This window comes from Hominiventricola aquisgranensis (assembly GCF_040096225.1).
In the GTDB taxonomy this organism is placed as follows: domain Bacteria; phylum Bacillota; class Clostridia; order Lachnospirales; family Lachnospiraceae; genus Hominiventricola; species Hominiventricola aquisgranensis.
In genome coordinates, this window is sequence record NZ_JBBMFC010000004.1 from 63,685 (window position 1) to 81,978 (window position 18,294).

General features: G+C 46.3%; 16 protein-coding genes. 14 read left to right on the forward strand and 2 right to left on the reverse strand.

The genetic code is table 11. The features are described from left to right. Positions 1 to 36: 36 nt before the first annotated feature. From WMO62_RS03155 to rpmF, 10 genes are all read left to right on the forward strand, one after another. A complete protein-coding gene (locus WMO62_RS03155; protein ID WP_147600779.1) occupies positions 37 to 1,578 on the forward strand; it encodes a Ppx/GppA phosphatase family protein in 1,542 nt (513 codons plus the stop codon). A gap of 17 nt (positions 1,579 to 1,595) precedes the next feature. Continuing rightward, entirely contained in the window at positions 1,596 to 3,725 is a 2,130-nt protein-coding gene (locus tag WMO62_RS03160; RefSeq protein WP_349143775.1) for an RNA degradosome polyphosphate kinase, read from the forward strand. 9 nt (positions 3,726 to 3,734) lie between these two features. Further along, the gene (locus tag WMO62_RS03165) at positions 3,735 to 4,559 is read left to right on the forward strand and encodes a Cof-type HAD-IIB family hydrolase (RefSeq protein WP_349143776.1); all 825 of its coding nucleotides are present in this window, start codon (positions 3,735 to 3,737) and stop codon (positions 4,557 to 4,559) included. Positions 4,560 to 4,598: 39 nt separating this feature from the next. After that, on the forward strand, positions 4,599 to 5,102 hold the full coding sequence (locus WMO62_RS03170) for a precorrin-2 dehydrogenase/sirohydrochlorin ferrochelatase family protein (RefSeq protein ID WP_118596500.1): 504 nt from the start codon (positions 4,599 to 4,601) through the stop codon (positions 5,100 to 5,102). Continuing rightward, positions 5,053 to 6,036 (forward strand): porphobilinogen synthase, encoded by a 984-nt coding sequence (hemB, locus tag WMO62_RS03175; RefSeq protein ID WP_118510522.1) that lies wholly within the window; start codon positions 5,053 to 5,055, stop codon positions 6,034 to 6,036. Before WMO62_RS03170 ends, hemB begins: the two co-directional genes overlap by 50 nt. Before the next feature lie 2 nt (positions 6,037 to 6,038). Continuing rightward, positions 6,039 to 7,337, forward strand: a complete 1,299-nt coding sequence (gene hemL / locus WMO62_RS03180; RefSeq protein WP_117496263.1) for a glutamate-1-semialdehyde 2,1-aminomutase — start codon at positions 6,039 to 6,041, stop codon at positions 7,335 to 7,337. 69 nt (positions 7,338 to 7,406) lie between these two features. Further along, positions 7,407 to 8,474, forward strand: a complete 1,068-nt coding sequence (locus tag WMO62_RS03185; protein WP_349143777.1) for a lactonase family protein — start codon at positions 7,407 to 7,409, stop codon at positions 8,472 to 8,474. A 63-nt stretch (positions 8,475 to 8,537) separates the two neighbouring features. Then, the gene (pduL, locus tag WMO62_RS03190; protein ID WP_117496261.1) at positions 8,538 to 9,104 is read left to right on the forward strand and encodes a phosphate propanoyltransferase; all 567 of its coding nucleotides are present in this window, start codon (positions 8,538 to 8,540) and stop codon (positions 9,102 to 9,104) included. A gap of 51 nt (positions 9,105 to 9,155) precedes the next feature. Beyond that, positions 9,156 to 10,352, forward strand: a complete 1,197-nt coding sequence (locus tag WMO62_RS03195) for an acetate/propionate family kinase (RefSeq protein WP_118440722.1) — start codon at positions 9,156 to 9,158, stop codon at positions 10,350 to 10,352. Positions 10,353 to 10,482: 130 nt separating this feature from the next. After that, positions 10,483 to 10,662 (forward strand): 50S ribosomal protein L32, encoded by a 180-nt coding sequence (gene rpmF, locus WMO62_RS03200; protein WP_021953116.1) that lies wholly within the window; start codon positions 10,483 to 10,485, stop codon positions 10,660 to 10,662. Between the two features lie 127 nt (positions 10,663 to 10,789). On the opposite strand, the gene WMO62_RS03205 is transcribed toward rpmF, so the two are convergent. Next, entirely contained in the window at positions 10,790 to 12,373 is a 1,584-nt protein-coding gene (locus WMO62_RS03205) for a response regulator (protein ID WP_349143778.1), read from the reverse strand. Continuing rightward, a complete protein-coding gene (locus WMO62_RS03210; RefSeq protein WP_349143779.1) occupies positions 12,348 to 13,439 on the reverse strand; it encodes a sensor histidine kinase in 1,092 nt (363 codons plus the stop codon). The genes WMO62_RS03205 and WMO62_RS03210 overlap by 26 nt, the downstream gene beginning before the upstream one ends. 291 nt (positions 13,440 to 13,730) lie before the next feature. Here WMO62_RS03210 and nagE point away from each other — a divergent pair, with 291 nt between their 5' ends. From nagE to plsX, 4 genes are all read left to right on the forward strand, one after another. Then, on the forward strand, positions 13,731 to 15,188 hold the full coding sequence (gene nagE, locus WMO62_RS03215) for an N-acetylglucosamine-specific PTS transporter subunit IIBC (protein ID WP_349143831.1): 1,458 nt from the start codon (positions 13,731 to 13,733) through the stop codon (positions 15,186 to 15,188). Between the two features lie 182 nt (positions 15,189 to 15,370). Beyond that, complete coding sequence (locus WMO62_RS03220) at positions 15,371 to 16,543, forward strand: PTS transporter subunit EIIC (protein ID WP_349143780.1); 1,173 nt, start codon at positions 15,371 to 15,373, stop codon at positions 16,541 to 16,543. A gap of 94 nt (positions 16,544 to 16,637) precedes the next feature. Further along, positions 16,638 to 17,123, forward strand: coding sequence for a PTS sugar transporter subunit IIA (locus WMO62_RS03225; protein WP_117496255.1), 486 nt, complete (start codon positions 16,638 to 16,640; stop codon positions 17,121 to 17,123). Positions 17,124 to 17,268: 145 nt separating this feature from the next. Next, positions 17,269 to 18,285 (forward strand): phosphate acyltransferase PlsX, encoded by a 1,017-nt coding sequence (plsX, locus tag WMO62_RS03230; RefSeq protein WP_349143781.1) that lies wholly within the window; start codon positions 17,269 to 17,271, stop codon positions 18,283 to 18,285. Positions 18,286 to 18,294 lie beyond the last annotated feature (9 nt).

Consider the following 18,294-nt stretch of genomic DNA (forward strand, 5'->3'; position numbering starts at 1 on the left):
TAGTAAGATAAGGGTGCGGACGGAAAGGAGCTATCTATGACATATAGGATATTTGGAGCAATTGATGTCGGAAGTTATGAAGTAAATCTGAAGATCTATGAGCTTTCGATGAAGAATGGAATTCGTCTGCTGAACCATGTGCGACATCGGCTGGATCTTGGAAGTGACACCTATGCAACAGGAAAGATCGGGACAGAGCTGGTGGACGAGCTTTGTCAGGTGCTGCTGGATTTTAAGCGGATCATGAAGGACTATGGAGTACAGGAGTATCGTGCCTGTGCGACCTCTGCGATTCGTGAAACCCATAATACATTGATCCTTCTGGACCGTATTTATCTGAAGACCGGTATTCATATTGAAGTACTTGCCAATTCAGAACAGCGGTATCTGGGTTACAAATCCATTGCTTCCAATGAAAATGCGTTTCAGAACATCATTGAAAAAGGTACAGCTATTGTGGATGTTGGCGGCGGAAGCGTACAGATTTCCTTGTTTGATAAGGACAATCTTGTGACGACTCAGAACATTCGCATGGGAAGTCTGCGTCTGCGGGAGCGCCTGGCAGATGTGGCAGAACGTACGGTCCGCTATGCTGCAGTAGTGGAGGAGCTTCTGGACAATGAACTTCGCACCTATAAAAAACTGTATCTGAAAGATCGGAATATTCAATATGTATTGCTGGTAGGAAGTTATGTGCATGATCTTGAGCAGTACATGCAGAAAAATGGGATCGGAAGAGAGATCGACCGTGAGACCTTTCTGAAGTTTTATGAAAATCATGTCCGTAAAGGGGAACGCGAATTAGCCCAGGAGCTGGGAGTCAGTAATGAAAACGGAGCACTTTTAATCCCGGCTATGGTGATCTATAAGCGGTTTCTGGAGGAGACCGGAGCAGAGAAAGTCATTATCCTTGGCACTGATTTGAGTGATGGCATGGCTTATGACCATGGAGTGAAGAAGGGCATCTTAAAGCCAGAACATAATTTTGAAAATGATATTATTGAGGCTGCAAGAAATATTGCCAAGCGGTATCATACCAACCGGAATCATACCATCGTTATGGAGCAGCTTGCCCTGACAATTTTTGATAAGCTGAAAAATGTTCATGGTCTTGGCAGACGGGAGCGGCTGCTTCTGCAGATTGCAGTGCTTCTTCATGACTGTGGAAAATATATCAATATGTCCCGGTCATCGGAGTGTTCCTATAACATCATTATGGCGACGGAGATGATCGGTCTTTCTCATCTGGAGAGAGAACTTGTGGCGAATGTAGTGCGGTTCAACAGTGGGGAGATTCTGTCTTACGAAGAACTGGCGGCCAGCTCGCTGCTTGGAAAAGAAGAGTACATGAAGATCGCCAAGCTGACAGCGATCCTCCGTGTGGCAAATGCACTGGATCGAAGCCACCGGCAGAAGATCCGTGAGATCAAAGTAACATTAAAAGATAATCATACGATGCAGATCCTGGTGGACACCACAGAAGACCTGACACTGGAACAGGCACTGTTTGGAGAAAAAGCAGAATTTTTTGAAGAAGTGTATAGTATTCGTCCGGTTCTGAAGGCGAAGAGAATGTAGTCAGGGAGGAAAAAGCCATGGAAAAAGATTATAAAAAAGCAGAGTATTATGAGAACCGGGAGCTGAGCTGGCTGGGATTTGATGAGCGGATCTTAGGAGAAGCCAGAGACAAGACCACTCCTTTGTTTGAACGGTTGAAATTCTTAAGCATTACGGCTTCCAACCTGGATGAGTTCTTTATGGTCCGGGTAGCATCATTGAAAGATATGGTCAACGCAGGTTATACCAAGAAGGATTTGTCTGGTATGACACCGGAACAGCAGCTGGATGCGATCCATGACCGGGTGCACAGTCTGGTGAACATGCAGTATTCCACCTGGCAGCGTTCGCTGCTTCCAGGTCTTCGGCAGGCTGGACTTTGTGTGATCTCTGACAGCAAGGAACTGTCTGAAGAGCAGAAGACTTACGTGGATCACTATTTTATGGAAAATGTGTATCCGGTGCTGACACCGATGGCAGTGGATTCTTCCCGCCCCTTCCCGTTGATCGTCAATAAGACATTGAATCTGGGAGCTCTTCTGAAGAAAAAGGGAGAGAAGGACGCAGAGCTTGAGTTTGCCACTGTACAGGTTCCTTCAGTGCTTCCGCGGATCATCTCCATTCCGGCAGGAAAAGATGGCGGAAAGGCAGTGATCCTTCTGGAAGATGTGATCGCCGGAAACATGGACAAGCTGTTCTTGAGTTATGATATACTCTGTGTACATCCGTATCGGATCATGCGAAATGCGGATCTGACCATTGACGAAGATGAGGCATCTGATCTGCTGGAGGAGATCCAGAAGCAGCTGAAGAAGCGTCAGTGGGGCGAAGTTATCCGTCTGGAGGTAGATGAAAAGGTCGACAAGCGTCTGTTGAAGATCCTGAAAAAAGAGTTTGCAATCAAAGAGGATGGCATATACCGGATTGGCGGACCGCTGGATCTGACTTTCCTGATGAAGATGTACGGACTGGATGGATTTGATGCTTATAAGACACCGAAATATACTCCGCAGCCAGTGCCGGAACTTAATGGGTGTGCAGATATTTTCGAGGCGATCCGTAAAGGGGATATCCTGATGCATCATCCATACCAGACCTTTGATCCGGTGGTGGATTTTGTGCGCCAGGCAGCAAAAGATAAGGATGTGCTGGCTATTAAGCAGACCCTCTATCGTGTCAGCGGTAATTCTCCGATCATCGCGGCTCTGGCTCAGGCAGCAGAAAATGGAAAACAGGTATCGGTTCTGGTAGAATTGAAGGCCCGTTTTGATGAGGAAAATAATATTGCCTGGGCAAAAATGCTGGAGCGGGCAGGCTGTCATGTAATCTATGGTCTGGTGGGATTGAAGACCCACAGCAAGATCACGCTGGTGGTACGAAGAGAAGAGGATGGCATCCGCAGATATGTGCATCTGGGAACCGGTAACTATAACGATTCCACTGCAAAATTATATACGGATATGGGACTTCTGACTTGTTCAGAGGCGATTGGAGAGGATGCAACGGCTGTATTCAACATGTTGTCCGGTTATTCCGAACCGGCAGTGTGGAATAAACTGTCTCTGGCACCGCTGTGGCTTCGTGACCGTTTTCTGTTCATGATCCGCCGGGAGACAAAACATGCGAAAAACGGAGAACCGGCACATATTATGGCGAAGATGAATTCTCTGTGTGATCAGGAACTGATCGCCGCTCTTTATGAGGCCAGTGCAGCGGGAGTAAAGATTGAACTGGTGGTACGGGGAATCTGCTGTCTGAAGGTAGGGATTCCAGGGATCAGTGAGAATATTGAAGTCCGCTCTCTGGTTGGTAATTTTCTGGAGCACAGCCGGATCTATTATTTCCTGAACGGTGGTCAGGAGGAGGTCTATCTGTCCAGTGCGGACTGGATGCCGCGGAATCTGGACCGGCGTGTGGAGATTCTGTTTCCGGTGGAAAATGGACATCTGAAACAAGAGGTGATCCATGTGCTGGAGATCCAGCTGCGGGACACCTTGAAAGCGCAGATCAAGCAGTCTGACGGAACCTACAGTAAAGTAGACCGCAGAGGAAAAGAAGCGCTGTGTGCACAGGATTATTTTATGGAATATGCAAAAAAGCTGGCAAAACCAGAAGAAGAGACTGCAAATAACAGAGTCTTCATTCCGGCGGAACCATTGCAGGACTGAGGAGCAAGAATGGAAAAGAAGGCATTATTTTTAGATATGGATGGAACCACCCTGAACGATCAGGTGGAGATTCCGAAAGAAAATCTGGAGGCAATGAAAGCAGCTCTGAAAGCCGGACATGAGATCGTAGTTACCACGGGACGGCCTACGGCAAGCACACGAAAGCTGCTGGAACAGTGGGGACTGGATAAGATCGGCTGCCGTTATGTGATCTCATTTAATGGTGGAATGGTGCTGGATGCTATTTCCGGCGACATTATTTATGAGAAAACTATTCCGGTAGAGTGGATGAAACTGGTTGCCCATGAAGCAAAGCAGCGTGGTGTCTATGTACACACCTATGAAGGAAACCATGTGCTGTCCGGTCAGGACTGTGAGGAATATCGTTCTTATGTAAAAAGGCTTCGGATGGAAGGCAGACTGGTGTCGGATCTGGAAGAAAGTATTGAGAAAGAAGCATGTAAACTGCTGGCTGTTGATCTGAAGGATCATGAGAAGCTGGAAGATTTCCGGAAAGCTATGCAGGATAAGTTTGAAGGAAAGCTGGATCTGTTTTTCAGTAACCGTCAATATCTGGAGATCGTGCCGTGTGGGGTATCCAAAGGTTCTGCTCTGGAAGCATTCTGTGCAAAAATAGGAATTCCCATTGCCAATTCTCTTTCTGCAGGGGATGAGAACAACGATATTTCTATGATCAAAAGTGCTGGCATTGGCTGCGCGGTGGCGAACGCCAGACCGGAAGTGAAGGCGGCAGCAGATTATGTGACAGAACGTGATAACAATCAGGCAGCCATCGCTGAGATCATTAAAAAGTTTATGATGGTTGACATGTGAAAACCTGTGGTTGTAGAATAGGTATATGGAGAATGTGATATGCCTAAGAAATTTCCTTTGTTTATTGATCTGACAGAAAAAAAAGTAGTGGTGTATGGAGCCGGCGTGATTGCCTCCCGACGAGTGGAGACATTGCTGGCTTTTACGTCGTCTTTGACTGTTTTTGCACCGGAGGCATCGGAACGGGTGCAAAGAGCGGCGGAAGAAGGATATCTTGTCTGGAAACGCGAAGCTTACCAGGAGGGAACGATTCCTGCAGATGCCTTTATGGTGCTGGCGGCTACCAATGATGCGTGGGTAAATACACAGATCTGGAAAGAATGCAAAGAGAAGCACATTCTGGTCAATGTGTGCAGTGACCGGGACCTATGTGATTTTCAGTTTCCGGGAATTGCAAGCAGAGGGGATCTGGTGATCGGTATCAATGCCGGAGGGCAGGATCACAGACTTGCAAAGACATGGACCGATAAGATAAAGAAAGAGGTAACAGAAGATGGATTTAACAATCAGACCAAGACGTCTTCGGACATCAGCAAAGCTTAGAAAAATGGTAAGAGAGACGAGAATGGACAAAAGCTCTCTTGTATATCCCATGTTTGTAATGGATGGGGAGAATAAAAAGGAAGAGATCCCGACCATGCCGGGACAGTTCCGTTATACGCTGGATCGGATGCCGGAGATTCTGCAGGAGATGGCAGATGCAGGTGTTGGCAGTGTTATGCTGTTCGGTATTCCGGATCACAAAGATGAAGTGGGAAGCGGAGCCTATGCCTGTGATGGTATTATTCAGAGAGCACTGGAGAAGGCAAAGAAAGAAGTGCCGGATCTTTACTACATCGGTGATGTCTGTATGTGTGAGTACACCAGTCATGGCCACTGCGGAATCCTGAAAGGAGACTATGTGGACAATGACCTGACTCTGGACAAACTGGCTCAGATCGCAGTTTCCCAGGTACAGGCAGGTGCAGATATGGTGGCTCCATCTGATATGATGGACGGACATATTGCAGCGATCCGGGAAGGTCTTGACAAGAATGGATTTGTAACCACACCGATCATGTCCTATGCAGTCAAATATGCATCCGCATTTTATGGCCCGTTCCGTGATGCTGCAGGAAGTGCACCGGCATTTGGCGACAGAAAGAGCTACCAGATGGATTACCATAACAGAAGAGAAGGTATCAAGGAAGCTATGCTGGATATTGAGGAAGGCGCAGATATCATCATGGTAAAACCAGCCATGTCTTACCTTGATATGGTACGTGAGATCAAAGATCTGACAGATGTACCAATGGCAGCTTACAGTGTCAGCGGCGAATATGCCATGGTAAAAGCAGCAGCAAAGCTTGGTTATGTGGATGAGGCAGCGATCCTCTGTGAGATGGCAGCCAGCGCATATCGTGCAGGAGTGGATATTTACATGTCTTATTATGCAAAAGAGATCGCGCATTTTATGGATGAAGGGAGAATCGGATAGTCATGGAAACTACCAGATCAGAGCAGTTATTTAAGAAAGCAGTGGACCTGATACCGGGAGGTGTGAACTCTCCGGTCAGAGCCTTTGGAAATGTGGGAATGACGCCCCGGTTTATTGCATCTGCAAGTGGAGTATATCTTACGGATGCAGATGGCAACAAATATCTGGATTATGTAGGATCCTGGGGACCTATGATCCTGGGCCACACCAGAGAAGATGTGTTGGAAAAAGTATTTGAGGCATGCAAAAAAGGTTTAAGCTTTGGCGCAGCTACTGAGGCAGAAGTGGAGATGGCAGAACTGATCTGCTCCATGGTGCCGTCCATTGAGATGGTCCGTATGGTCAACTCCGGTACAGAGGCTGTTATGAGTGCGATCCGTGCAGCCAGAGGTTATACAGGAAGAAACAAAATTATCAAGTTTGAAGGCTGTTATCATGGACATAGTGATGCGCTGCTGGTGAAAGCAGGATCCGGTGTGATGACGGCAGGCGTTCCGGACAGCTCCGGTGTCCCGGCGGGAGCAACCGAAGATACTTTGCTGGCTCCTTATAATGATCTGGAAGCAGTAGAAAGATTATTTGATACATGGGGAAGCGGGATCGCAGCGGTGATCGTCGAGCCGGTAGGTGCGAATATGGGTGTGGTTCCGCCGAAGAAAGATTTCCTGGAGGGACTGCGCAGACTCTGTACAGAGAATGGTTCACTGTTGATCTTCGATGAAGTGATCACAGGCTTCCGGCTGGCAAGAGGAGGAGCACAGGAATATTTTGGTATCCAGGCAGATCTGACAACCTATGGTAAGATCATTGGCGGAGGTATGCCAGTGGGCGCTTATGGCGGACGCAGAGACATTATGGAAGTGGTATCCCCGGTTGGTCAGGTGTATCAGGCAGGAACCTTAAGCGGTAATCCGGTGGCTATGGCAGCCGGTCTTACACAGCTTCGGTATCTCAATGCCCATCCGGAAGTTTACACACACCTGGAAGCACTGGGAGAGCGTCTGTACGGGGGCATGGAGAAGCTGTGTCAGGAATTGAAGCTTCCGTATCAGATCAACCATGTGGGATCTCTGGGATGTATGTTCTTTACTGAACAGCCTGTAGTGGATTACACCAGTGCCAAAAGCTCTGATACAAAGGCATTTGCCGCATATTTCCGCTATATGCTGGACCATGGCATTTATCTTGCTTCTTCCCAGTTTGAAGCGATGTTCCTGTCCGATGCACATACAGATGAACAGGTGGATGAGACACTGTCGATCATGAGAAATTATTTTGAAAAAACAGTGCAAAATGCTTAACAAACATCGAAAACTATGTTAAAATTTTTATAATTGCGAACAGGAAAAAGCCAATGGAGGAAAGTCTCGGTGAAAGAGAAGAAATATGTGGCATATGTGGGCACCTATACCCATGGCAATAGCAAAGGAATTTACATTTACGACCTGGATGTGGAGAATGGACGCGCGATAGAGCGTAAGGTTGTTCCTATCAACAACCCTTCCTACATCAAAAAATCTCATAATGGAAAGTACCTGTATTCTATCTCAGATGAAGGTGTACGGTCTTTTAAGATCCTGCCAGATGGCGATCTGGAACCTATGAACAGTGCTTCTATCTGTGGAATGAGAGGATGTTATCTGTCCACGGACAAGCTGGACCGCTATTTGTTTGTGGGCGGCTGGCATGATGGAAAAGTGACAGTCATGCGTCTGAACGAAGATGGAACCATCGGAGAGATGACGGATGAGGTCTTCCACAAGGGAATCGGAAGTGTGGCAGAGCGTAATTTCCGTCCGCATGTAAACTGTGTCAATATCACACCGGATCAGAAGTATCTGTGTGCGGTAGATCTTGGTGTTGATCAGGTAAAAATTTACAAGTTTAATGATGAAACAGGTAAGATCACACTGGTGGATATGCTTCGCTGTGAGCTGGAGAGCGCGCCGCGGATCATCAAATTCAGTCCGGATGGACGGTTCGCATACCTGATCTGTGAGTTGAAGAACTACATCAGTGTATATACTTATAAAGATGGTCCGAGGGGACCGGTTTTTGAACTGGTACAGACGATTTCAACTTTGAATGAATACCATTCCAAGGGAAGTGCAGCCTGCGTACTGAGATTTTCCAGAGACTGGAATTATGTGCTCTGCTCCAATGCAGGGGACAACAGCGTTGGTATCTTTAAGATTGACCGGGAGACCGGTATGCTGGAGAAGATCTGTATCCTGCCGGTCAGCGGAGATTATCCGAAAGCGGCAGATTTCTTCCCGGATAACCGTCATATCATGGCATTGAACCATGAATCCAATACCATGACGATCTTCCGCATCAATTATGAGAAGAAATATTTCAGCCTGTGGGGTAAGCCTCTGAAGGTGGAGACCCCTAACTGCATCCTTGTATCGGAGATCGAGGAAGCACCAAAACAGTGAGTAAAGCTGCCAGAGACAGCGTTACAAATTATATACCATATAAGAAAAGGAGAATAATAAATCATGAAATTTATTGTTGAAACATCCGCACGTCACGTACATGTAACTCAGGAGGATCTGGAGGTTCTCTTCGGAAAAGGCTATGAGCTGACCAAGAAAAAAGATCTTTCCCAGCCGGGACAGTTTGCAAGTAACGAGAAAGTAACCATCGTTGGACCGAAGAAAGAGATGACCGCATCTATCCTTGGACCGGTACGTTCTGCAAGCCAGGTTGAGATCTCTCTGACAGATGCACGTACTCTTGGAATCGCAGCTCCGGTTCGTGAGTCTGGTGATATCGCTGGAAGCGGTGCCTGTAAACTGGTTGGACCTTGTGGTGAGGTTGAGCTGAAAGAGGGCGTGATCGCTGCAAAACGTCACATCCATGCAACTCCGGAAGATGCTGAGAAGCTTGGTGTTCAGGACAAAGATGTTGTATCCGTGAAGATCGATACTGACGGAAGAAGTCTTGTATTTGGTGATGTAGTTGTTCGTGTAAGCCCGAAATTTGCTTTGGCAATGCACATTGACACTGACGAGTCCAACGCAGCTGGATGCGGCAGAGAAGTATACGGCGAGATCGTTAAATAAGAATCCGCCCCAATTGTCGTAAATAATTAGAGTATAGGAGAATACATACCCATGAAAATTTTAGTTATCAACTGCGGAAGCTCTTCCCTGAAATATCAGCTGATCGATATGACTGATGAGAGCGTACTGGCAAAAGGACTTTGCGAAAGAATCGGAATCGATGGTTCCAAACTGACTCATCAGGTACCGGGAAAAGACAAATACATTGTTGAGAAAGCTATGCCGGATCACAAAGTAGCAATCGGTCTGGTTCTGGAAGCACTGCAGGATGCAGAGCATGGTGTTGTTAAGAGCACCGATGAGATCGCAGCTGTTGGTCACCGTGTACTGCATGCAGGAACCAAATACTGCGAGTCTATCGTAGTAAACGATGACGTTAAGAAAGTAATCCGCGAGTGCTTCGACCTTGGACCGCTGCACAACCCGGCAAACCTGATGGGAATCGAAGCTTGTGAGGCAGTTATGCCAGGTAAAGCAAACGTAGCTGTATGGGATACCGCTTTTGGTATGGCTATGCCGGAGAAAGCATATCTGTATGCAATCCCGCATGAGTATTATGAGAAATACAGCATCCGTCGTTATGGCTTCCACGGAACCAGCCATATGTTCGTATCCGGTGAGGCTATCAAATTCGGCAACCTGGATCCGGAGAATGCAAAAGTCATCGTATGCCATCTGGGCAACGGAGCAAGTATTTCCGCTTCCATCGGTGGAAAATGTGTAGATACCAGTATGGGACTGACTCCTCTGGAAGGTCTGATCATGGGAACCAGAAGTGGTGATATTGATCCGGCTGTTTGCCAGTTCATCTGCAACAAAGAGGGTATCGACATCAATGAGATGCTGAACATCCTGAACAAGAAATCCGGTATTCTCGGTATGAGCGGTGGAATCTCCAGCGACTTCCGTGATATTGAGAAAGCAAAAGAAGAAGGCAATCATCTGGCAGATGTAGCTCTTCAGGCATTTGTATATCGTGTAGCTAAATACATCGGTGCTTACACTGCAGCTATGAATGGTGTTGATGCAATCGCATTTACCGCTGGTGTTGGTGAGAACGATAAGGCTACCAGAAAGGCAGTTTGCGAGTATCTTGGATACCTTGGCGTTAAGATCGACGATGAGGCAAATGATATCCGTGGTGAGAGAAGAGTGATCTCCGCAGCAGATTCCAAAGTGAAAGTAATGCTGATTCCGACCAACGAGGAGCTGGCAATCGCAAGAGAGACTCTGAGACTGACCAAATAAGTTTTCAAAATATAGCTTGACATTTAGTACAATGACGTGTATACTCAATAAAGTGTGAGTGAGACGGACCTCCTGTGCAGGTTCGACGAACGATGAACTGAATCGAGAAAGCATAGAGGAGGTGTAACCTGTGTCTATTTGTCCGAAGAATAAATCTTCCAAAGGAAGAAGAGATAAGAGAAGAGCAAACTGGAAAATGAGTGCTCCGAACTTGGTAAAATGCAGCAAATGTGGTGCTCTTATGATGCCGCACAGAGTATGCAAAGCTTGTGGATCTTATAACAAAAAAGAGATCGTTTCTGTAGATTAATCAGAAGCATTAAAAATCAAGGGTATTATATATGCCCTTGATTTTTTTAACTCATGAACGATATAAAATGAGCACGGTATGACTGAATGACTGGTCATACCGTGCTCATTTGTACTTTTCTGTGAAATTATTGCGGATTCTTAGATGCCCGATATTCAGAAGGTGTCAGACCTGAATACCGCTTAAACAGGCGGCTGAAATAGAGCTGATCTTCGAATCCGACAGCCACAGCCACTTCTTTGATATAGCTGTTCTTGTCGGAGAGGAGCTCTCCTGCTTTGTTCATACGCAGGTTATTGATGTAGGTGTTGATGCTTCCGCCGGTCTCATCCTTGAAGATCCGGCACAGATAACCGGAACTTAAACCCACATGTTCTGCCACAGATGCAAGACTGATCTTGCGCATATAATTTTCTTTAATATAGGCAATGGACTGTTCCACCTCCAGGCTGTATTGATCTGTAGTTGCCTGAGTGCTGGATTCCGGGGAAAACATGACCTGGAGAGCATGGAACAGATGCTGTTCCAGTTCTTCCTGGCTGATGGCATTTCGCATAAAATCTGCACATTCCACAAGCTGGTCGTGGGCGGAAGCTGGAATCTCAGAAAGCTGATATTCCAGTTCTACCAACAGGTGGACAGAATACTGAATGACTTTGTCCGGAACTACATGCTGTTGTCTGCAAGTGTTCAACAGTTCTTTGATATGTTCTTCGGAACGGGAGAGACGTTCTGCGGTCGGCAGTGCCAGGATTCTGGTGGCCAGCTCTCGATAAGTCAGTTCCGGGATGGAAGTGGTAACGGAGACATTATGGGCATTCATGGTTCCTAGTTCGCCGTAGAAACTTAATTCCAGCAATTCCTGGAAACGGTGATATACTTTACGGGCCTGCAGAAGATCCGTTACATGATCCTGATAAATGATCGTTGGAGACAAGGGCATATAATACCGGAACAACTGCTCTATACGGGCGGCCAGTCCCTCAATGGTATTATTCTGTTTTTTTAATTCTTCTTCCTGTATCAGCAGGAGTGTGCTGCTGGAACTGAAGAAAATGATGCGTCTCCGGTCAAAATGCTCCAGCGCATTTTTCAAGGTGCTGCGGATCAGATCCGGGGCTGGAAGAGTCTCCAGTTGTTGGGCATACCAGTCGAAAGAAATCTCACACAGGGCGAGAGAACCCAGATGTTCGGTATCGATATCGGTAATCGAGACCAGATCTTCCAGGGCATAGCTTTTGTGAGTGAAATATTCCCGCCAGGCAGCATGCTGTTCCTGATGGTGAAAAGATTGTTCTGCACTGTTTTCTTCGTGCTGATGATGAGTTTGTTTCTGATCCAGCTTTTCTTTGATCTTCTGGAGCTGGGTGGTCAGTTCTTCGGGACTGATGCTGACCTTCAAAATATAGTCAGAGGCTCCAAGAACCAGAGCAGTTCGTACATAATTAAAATCTTCATAGTTGCTGATAACCAGAAATTCACAGTTCATACTGCTGTCTTTGGCTGTGCGGATCAGATCAATCCCGTCCATGACAGGCATCTTCAGATCACAGATGATGAGATCCGGATGCATGCGCTCAGCCATTTCTAAGGCCTCCTGTCCATTGGAGGCCGTTCCGCAGATATGGAAACCAAGCGAACCCCAGTCCAGCATGGAGCGAAGTGCAATTTTTACAATAGGTTCGTCATCGACGATCAGTACCTGGTACATAAGTTTCTCCCTCTTTTGTGTTGACAATTTTTGTATTGATAGATGGAATGCGGATCCGGCACAGCGTTCCTTTTCCGGGAGCACTGGATACGGTCATTCCATAGTCGTCTGAAAAGTAAAGATGGATGCGGTCATTAACATTTCGACTGCCGATACCACCCAGTCCTTTTGGAACAGAACTTTTATCATTCATATCAAATCCTTTTCCGTGATCTTCCACTTCCAATATAATATCCGCTGATTCCTGGTAGCAGCGCACATAAATCTCCATGACAGTTCCATCATTATAAGAACCGTGCAGAACACTGTTTTCTGCCAGGGGCTGCAGGATCAGCTTGGGAAGCATAAAGTCTGTCAGATCTTCTGGAATCTCATAATTCACATGGAAGCTTCCGGCGTATCGAATGGTCTGAATGGAAAAATAGTGTTTCAGATTGGCAATCTCCTCGCCGATAGTAATAAATTCATGGTCATTGATCAGCGTGTTTTTCAGCAGTTCACTTAAAGAGCGGATACCATCGGCAACAACTTTGTCCTGATTCATCTGTGCAACCAGCATCAGTGTGTTCAGTGTGTTGAACAGAAAATGTGGATTGATCTGGTACTGAAGCATCTTTAATTCCAGTTCCCTCTTGCGGGCATCACTTTCCTGCCGCTGTTCCAGAAGAAGCTGAATCTCTGTCACCATGCTGTCAATGTTATCGGACAGATATGCCAGTTCATCATTTCCTTTATCCTGAATCCTTACATCCAGATTTCCGTCAGAGATATTCTGACAGGTCTCGATCATATGCTGAATCGGACTGGAAATACTGAGGTAAGTGTAGGTGGTCATGGTCAGTGCAATACCTGCGATCAGGATCGACAGGACCAGCAGTTGACCGGTGACAACGGAGCTTCCATATAAATAGTAGGAATACAGATATACGAACAGAAGTGGGAAGATCGTGGATATTATATAGGAAATGATCAACCGGTTCTGGATATTCAGATTCCGCAGGCCGACAAGCGCAAAATGGCGAAGTGTCTGAAAAGCTTCATCCTCGTAATTGTCATCATAGTTCATAAAGAAATCCTTTCATAGTTTGTAATTTACTCCTATTTTACCATAGAATATAGATGATTTTCACCTGTTTTGTTTATTTCTACCGAAAAAGAGAAAATGTTCCATATCAAGAATAAGAAAATCCATATTACAAAAAATTTAGGGTTTTTAGAAAAATTTTATAGTTTAAGAATCATTCAAATTGTCCATAGGATGGATAAAATCGTAACTATACAGATGCAAAAAAAATGATTACAATAAGACCATAAAAACTTGATTGAAAAATCAAATAAAGGAGGAAATGTAGATATGATGAAATATTTACAGAAACTTGGTAAGTCACTGATGCTTCCTGTAGCGTGTCTTCCGGTATGTGGTATCCTGATGGGTATTGGATATGCACTTTGCCCGAGTACCATGCAGGGTGGTGACATCAGCGGAGCAGCTCAGATCATTGGATTTTTCCTTGTAAAAGCTGGTGGCGCTCTGATCGACAACATGTCCTGGCTGTTCGCTATTGGTGTAGCAGTTGGTATGGCAGATGACAATGATGGTACTGCAGGTCTTGCAGGTCTGGTATCTTGGTTAATGATCACCAACCTTCTTGCAACCGGTACTGTAGCAACCCTGACTGGTGTTGGAGCAGATGTTGTTAACCCGGCATTCGCAAAAATCGGCAACCAGTTCATCGGTATCCTTGCAGGTCTGATTGGATCTACCTGCTACAACAAATTCAAAGGAACCAAACTTCCGGATGCACTTTCATTCTTCTCCGGAAAACGTTGCGTAGCAATCGTAACTGCAGTTGTTTCTATCGTAGTATCCGCAATCCTGTTCTTCGTATGGCCGATCGTTTATACCGCACTGGTAACAGTTGGTGAGAGCATCGTAGGACTTGGCGCAGTTGGTGTAGGTATCTATGCATTCCTGAACCGTCTTCTGATCCCGTTTGGTCTGCATCACGCACTGAACTCTGTATTCTGGTTTGACGCAGCAGGTATCAATGACCTTGGTTCCTACTGGGCAGGCGAGCTTCTCAATGGAGCAGGCGGAACCGCTGGTATGTACATGGCTGGATTCTTCCCGAGTATGATGTTCGGTCTTCCGGCAGCAGCAATGGCAATTATTCACTGTGCAAAACCGGAGAAAAAGAAAGCAGCAGCTTCCCTGATGGGCGCAGCAGCTATCTGTGCATTCATCTGTGGTGTTACTGAGCCGTTTGAGTTTGCATTCATGTTCCTTGCTCCGGCACTGTATCTTGTATATGCAATCCTTTACGGAGTATTCGCAGCAGTTACTGTAGCACTTGGCTTCAGAGCAGGTTTCTCTTTCTCTGCAGGACTTACCGACCTTGTATTCAGTGCTTCCCTGCCGGCACATGCTAAGACATGGATGATCCTTCCGCTTGGTATTGCAGCAGCAATCGTATTCTACCTTGTATTCCGTTTCGCGATCACCAAGTTTGATCTGAAGACTCCGGGACGTGAGGATGACGATATCGATGAAACCAAGATCGAGCTTGCAAACAATGATTTCACTGCTATGGCAGCAATCATTCTGGAAGGTCTTGGCGGAAAAGAGAACGTAACAAGTGTTGACAACTGTATCACCAGACTTCGTCTGGAAATCAAAGATTACACCGCAGTAGATGAGAAGAAGATCAAATCTGCAGGTATCAGCGGTGTGATCCGTCCGAGCAAGACTTCCATCCAGGTAATCATCGGACCGAAGGTACAGTTCGTAGCTGATGAGTTCAAGAAACTCTTGTAATCAAACCAATCCACTATCCTAACATATATCAGAGAAAAGCTCCGGTTTTCCGGAGCTTTTTCTCTGTCTTCTGAGTGTACCAGAGGGTGTTTTCAAAGGTGCATTCGTTGACACCAGAGTGCAAATTTGGTATGATAAATAGATAAATTCCGGATGAAAAAGATAAGGGAGAATACGGAAGAATGAAATATGCATATCGTTTGGGAAAGGCAGTGATGCTGCCGGTTGCGTGCCTTCCTGTAGCCGGACTTCTGATGGGAGTCGGATTCTGGTTGGATCCGGTGGGACAGGGAGAGAATCTTCTGCTGGCACATGTGATGATCCTTGCCGGAAGTGTTCTGATCGACAATATGAGTCTTCTGTTTACATTGGGGGTAGCAGTAGGCCTGGCGGATGAACAGGATGGAACGGCAGCTCTGGCAGGTGTGATCAGCTGGCTGATGATCCAGAAGATTCTTTCACCGGATAATGTGGTGATATTGACTGGTAACCGGGTAGATGCATCTTCGTTTTCCTATATTAATAATCAGTTTGTAGGAATCTTAAGTGGATGGATCGGTGCATACTGTTGTAATAAGTATCGCTTTAAAGTGTTCCACGGACCGCTTCAGATCTATGGCGGTCGTGTTTATGCACTGATGATGGCAACGGTTTATGCAGCACTGGCATCAGTTGCGCTTTTGTTTGCTTGGCCATATTTTCATTCTGCCTGCCTGTATGTGGGAGAGTCACTGATCGGAACTGGCGCGTTGGGAGCAGGAGTTTATGGATTCTTGAACCGGTTATTGATCCCTACCGGATTTCATCATGTGCTGAATTCTGTATTCTGGTTTGATCTCGCAGGAATTGCGGATCTGAACAGCTTCTGGAATGGAACAGGTGTCTATGGACAGACAGGAATGTATATGACAGGATATTTTCCGGTCATGATCTTTGGACTTCCGGGAGCGGCACTGGCCATGTACCATACGGCATATCCGGCGCAAAAGAAGATGGCAGCAGGACTTCTTCTGACTGCATCTTTGTGCTCTGTTCTGACCGGAGTGACGGAGCCGCTGGAATTTGCGTTTATGTTTCTGGCGCCAGGTCTGTTTTTGCTCCATGCGATCCTTATGGGCATCTCTATGTATATCTGCGCAGCGTTGCCTTTTCGGATCGGATTTAACTTCAGTGCCGGACTGATGGATTATTTTATGTGCCTGAATGCACCTATGACACAGAATCCGGGACTGCTCTTGCCGGTGGGGCTTTTGTTTGGTCTGCTTTATTATATTGTATTCCGATTCTGTATTTTACGTTTCCATCTGAAGACACCTGGAAGAGAAGCATCTGAGAAAGAAAACGAAAAGAAGTAACGATTTTCCATATAGAAAGGAAAATTGTGAATAGACGAAGCGAGGCTGACCTGTTATTCTATAGAAAGAGTCAGCGGAGGTCAGGAGGATTATTATGTTTGGACTTTTTAAAAAGAAAAAAGTAACGTATGAAATGAAAGCAGTGGTAGATGGAGCAGTTGTACCGATGACGGAAGCAACCGATCCAGTATTTTCTTCCTGCGCACTGGGAAATGGAGTCGTGATCCGTCCCACGTCTGATGTGATCGTGGCACCGGCAGATGGAACAGTAACTGTGACCATGGACGGGAGCAACCATGCGATCGGTCTGGAACTGACTGGCGGACTGGAAGTGCTGATCCATATTGGTGTGGATACAGTGAACCTGAAGGGGGAAGGGTTCGAAGCACTTGCAAAGACCGGAGATAAGGTAAAAGCAGGAGATGAGCTGATTCGATTTGAACGGGAGGCACTGGAAGCAAAAGGCTATTGCATGGAGATCATGCAGATCGTGATGGAAGGCGAGCATTCCGGTGATGTTCAGTATACCACAGGGGTAACTGCAAAAGCGGGAGAGACGATCGTGGGAATCTGGCAGTAAAAGCCAGAGCAAAAGGAGACAGGAGAAAAGTGCCTGTCTCTTTTTTGATGGAAAGTATTGACTTAAAGAATCTGTTTTCGTATTATGATATAGATAGCGTGAACCTGTGTGTATCATATGGTGAGCGCCGGCAAGGAGGAGTAAGATGCAGGAACTGATAAGAGTGGCAGTAGATGCCATGGGAGGAGACAATGCGCCGGCAGAGATCGTCAAAGGCGCCGTGGAGGCACTAAAAGCCAGCACTGATCTGAAGGTGATTCTGGTAGGGCAGAAAGAAGCTGTGCAGCAGGAACTTTCAAAATATCAGTATGATGCTTCCAGAATGGAAGTTGTCAATGCAACCGAGATCATCGAGATGGCTGAACCGCCGGTTCAGGCAATCCGTTCGAAGAAGGATTCTTCAATCGTTGTTGCCATGAAGCTGGTAAAAAATGGAGAAGCAGATGCATTTGTGGGAGCAGGCAGTACAGGAGCAGTACTGGTTGGAGGACAGCTCATTGTTGGAAGACTTAAAGGAGTGGAGCGTCCACCGCTTGCGCCTCTTCTGCCGACAGAAAAAGGAGCTTCACTGCTGATCGACTGCGGTGCCAATGTGGATGCCAGACCGTCTCATCTGGTACAGTTTGCAAAGATGGGTTCCATTTATATGGAAAATGTTATGGGTGTGAAGAACCCAAGAGTGGCCATCGTCAATATTGGTGCAGAGGAAGAGAAGGGAAATGCACTGGTCAAAGAGACTTTCCCGCTTCTGAAAGCATGTCAGGATATTAATTTTATTGGAAGCATTGAAGCGCGCGACATCCCGTCAGGTTATGCGGATGTGATCGTCTGTGAGGCCTTTGCAGGAAATATCATTCTGAAACTGTATGAAGGAGTTGGAGCCACCCTGATTTCCATGGTGAAAAAAGGGATGATGTCTACGCTGAGAAGCAAGATTGGAGCACTTCTGGTCAAACCAGCACTGAAGACAACACTGAAAAAGTTTGATACCAGCCAGTATGGCGGAGCACCGCTGTTAGGACTGAAAGGTCTGGTAGTGAAGACCCATGGAAGCTCCAAAGCTGTTGAGATCAAGAATTCCATCCTTCAGTGTGTTACATTTGTGGAACAGGGAATGAATGATAAGATTAAGGCCGGAATTCAGGCAGAAGAAATGAAGTAAGAAAAACAG

Coding starts and splice junctions, on each gene's coding strand:
- plsX (WP_349143781.1), top strand. CDS start 17,269: ATGCAGGAACTGATAAGAGTGGCAGTAGATGCCATGGGAGGAGACAAT.
- pduL (WP_117496261.1), top strand. CDS start 8,538: ATGAAATTTATTGTTGAAACATCCGCACGTCACGTACATGTAACTCAG.
- WMO62_RS03170 (WP_118596500.1), top strand. CDS start 4,599: ATGCCTAAGAAATTTCCTTTGTTTATTGATCTGACAGAAAAAAAAGTA.
- nagE (WP_349143831.1), top strand. CDS start 13,731: ATGAAATATTTACAGAAACTTGGTAAGTCACTGATGCTTCCTGTAGCG.
- WMO62_RS03220 (WP_349143780.1), top strand. CDS start 15,371: ATGAAATATGCATATCGTTTGGGAAAGGCAGTGATGCTGCCGGTTGCG.
- WMO62_RS03225 (WP_117496255.1), top strand. CDS start 16,638: ATGTTTGGACTTTTTAAAAAGAAAAAAGTAACGTATGAAATGAAAGCA.
- WMO62_RS03205 (WP_349143778.1), bottom strand. CDS start 12,373: ATGTACCAGGTACTGATCGTCGATGACGAACCTATTGTAAAAATTGCA.
- WMO62_RS03155 (WP_147600779.1), top strand. CDS start 37: ATGACATATAGGATATTTGGAGCAATTGATGTCGGAAGTTATGAAGTA.
- WMO62_RS03160 (WP_349143775.1), top strand. CDS start 1,596: ATGGAAAAAGATTATAAAAAAGCAGAGTATTATGAGAACCGGGAGCTG.
- hemL (WP_117496263.1), top strand. CDS start 6,039: ATGGAAACTACCAGATCAGAGCAGTTATTTAAGAAAGCAGTGGACCTG.
- hemB (WP_118510522.1), top strand. CDS start 5,053: ATGGATTTAACAATCAGACCAAGACGTCTTCGGACATCAGCAAAGCTT.
- WMO62_RS03195 (WP_118440722.1), top strand. CDS start 9,156: ATGAAAATTTTAGTTATCAACTGCGGAAGCTCTTCCCTGAAATATCAG.
- WMO62_RS03165 (WP_349143776.1), top strand. CDS start 3,735: ATGGAAAAGAAGGCATTATTTTTAGATATGGATGGAACCACCCTGAAC.
- WMO62_RS03210 (WP_349143779.1), bottom strand. CDS start 13,439: ATGAACTATGATGACAATTACGAGGATGAAGCTTTTCAGACACTTCGC.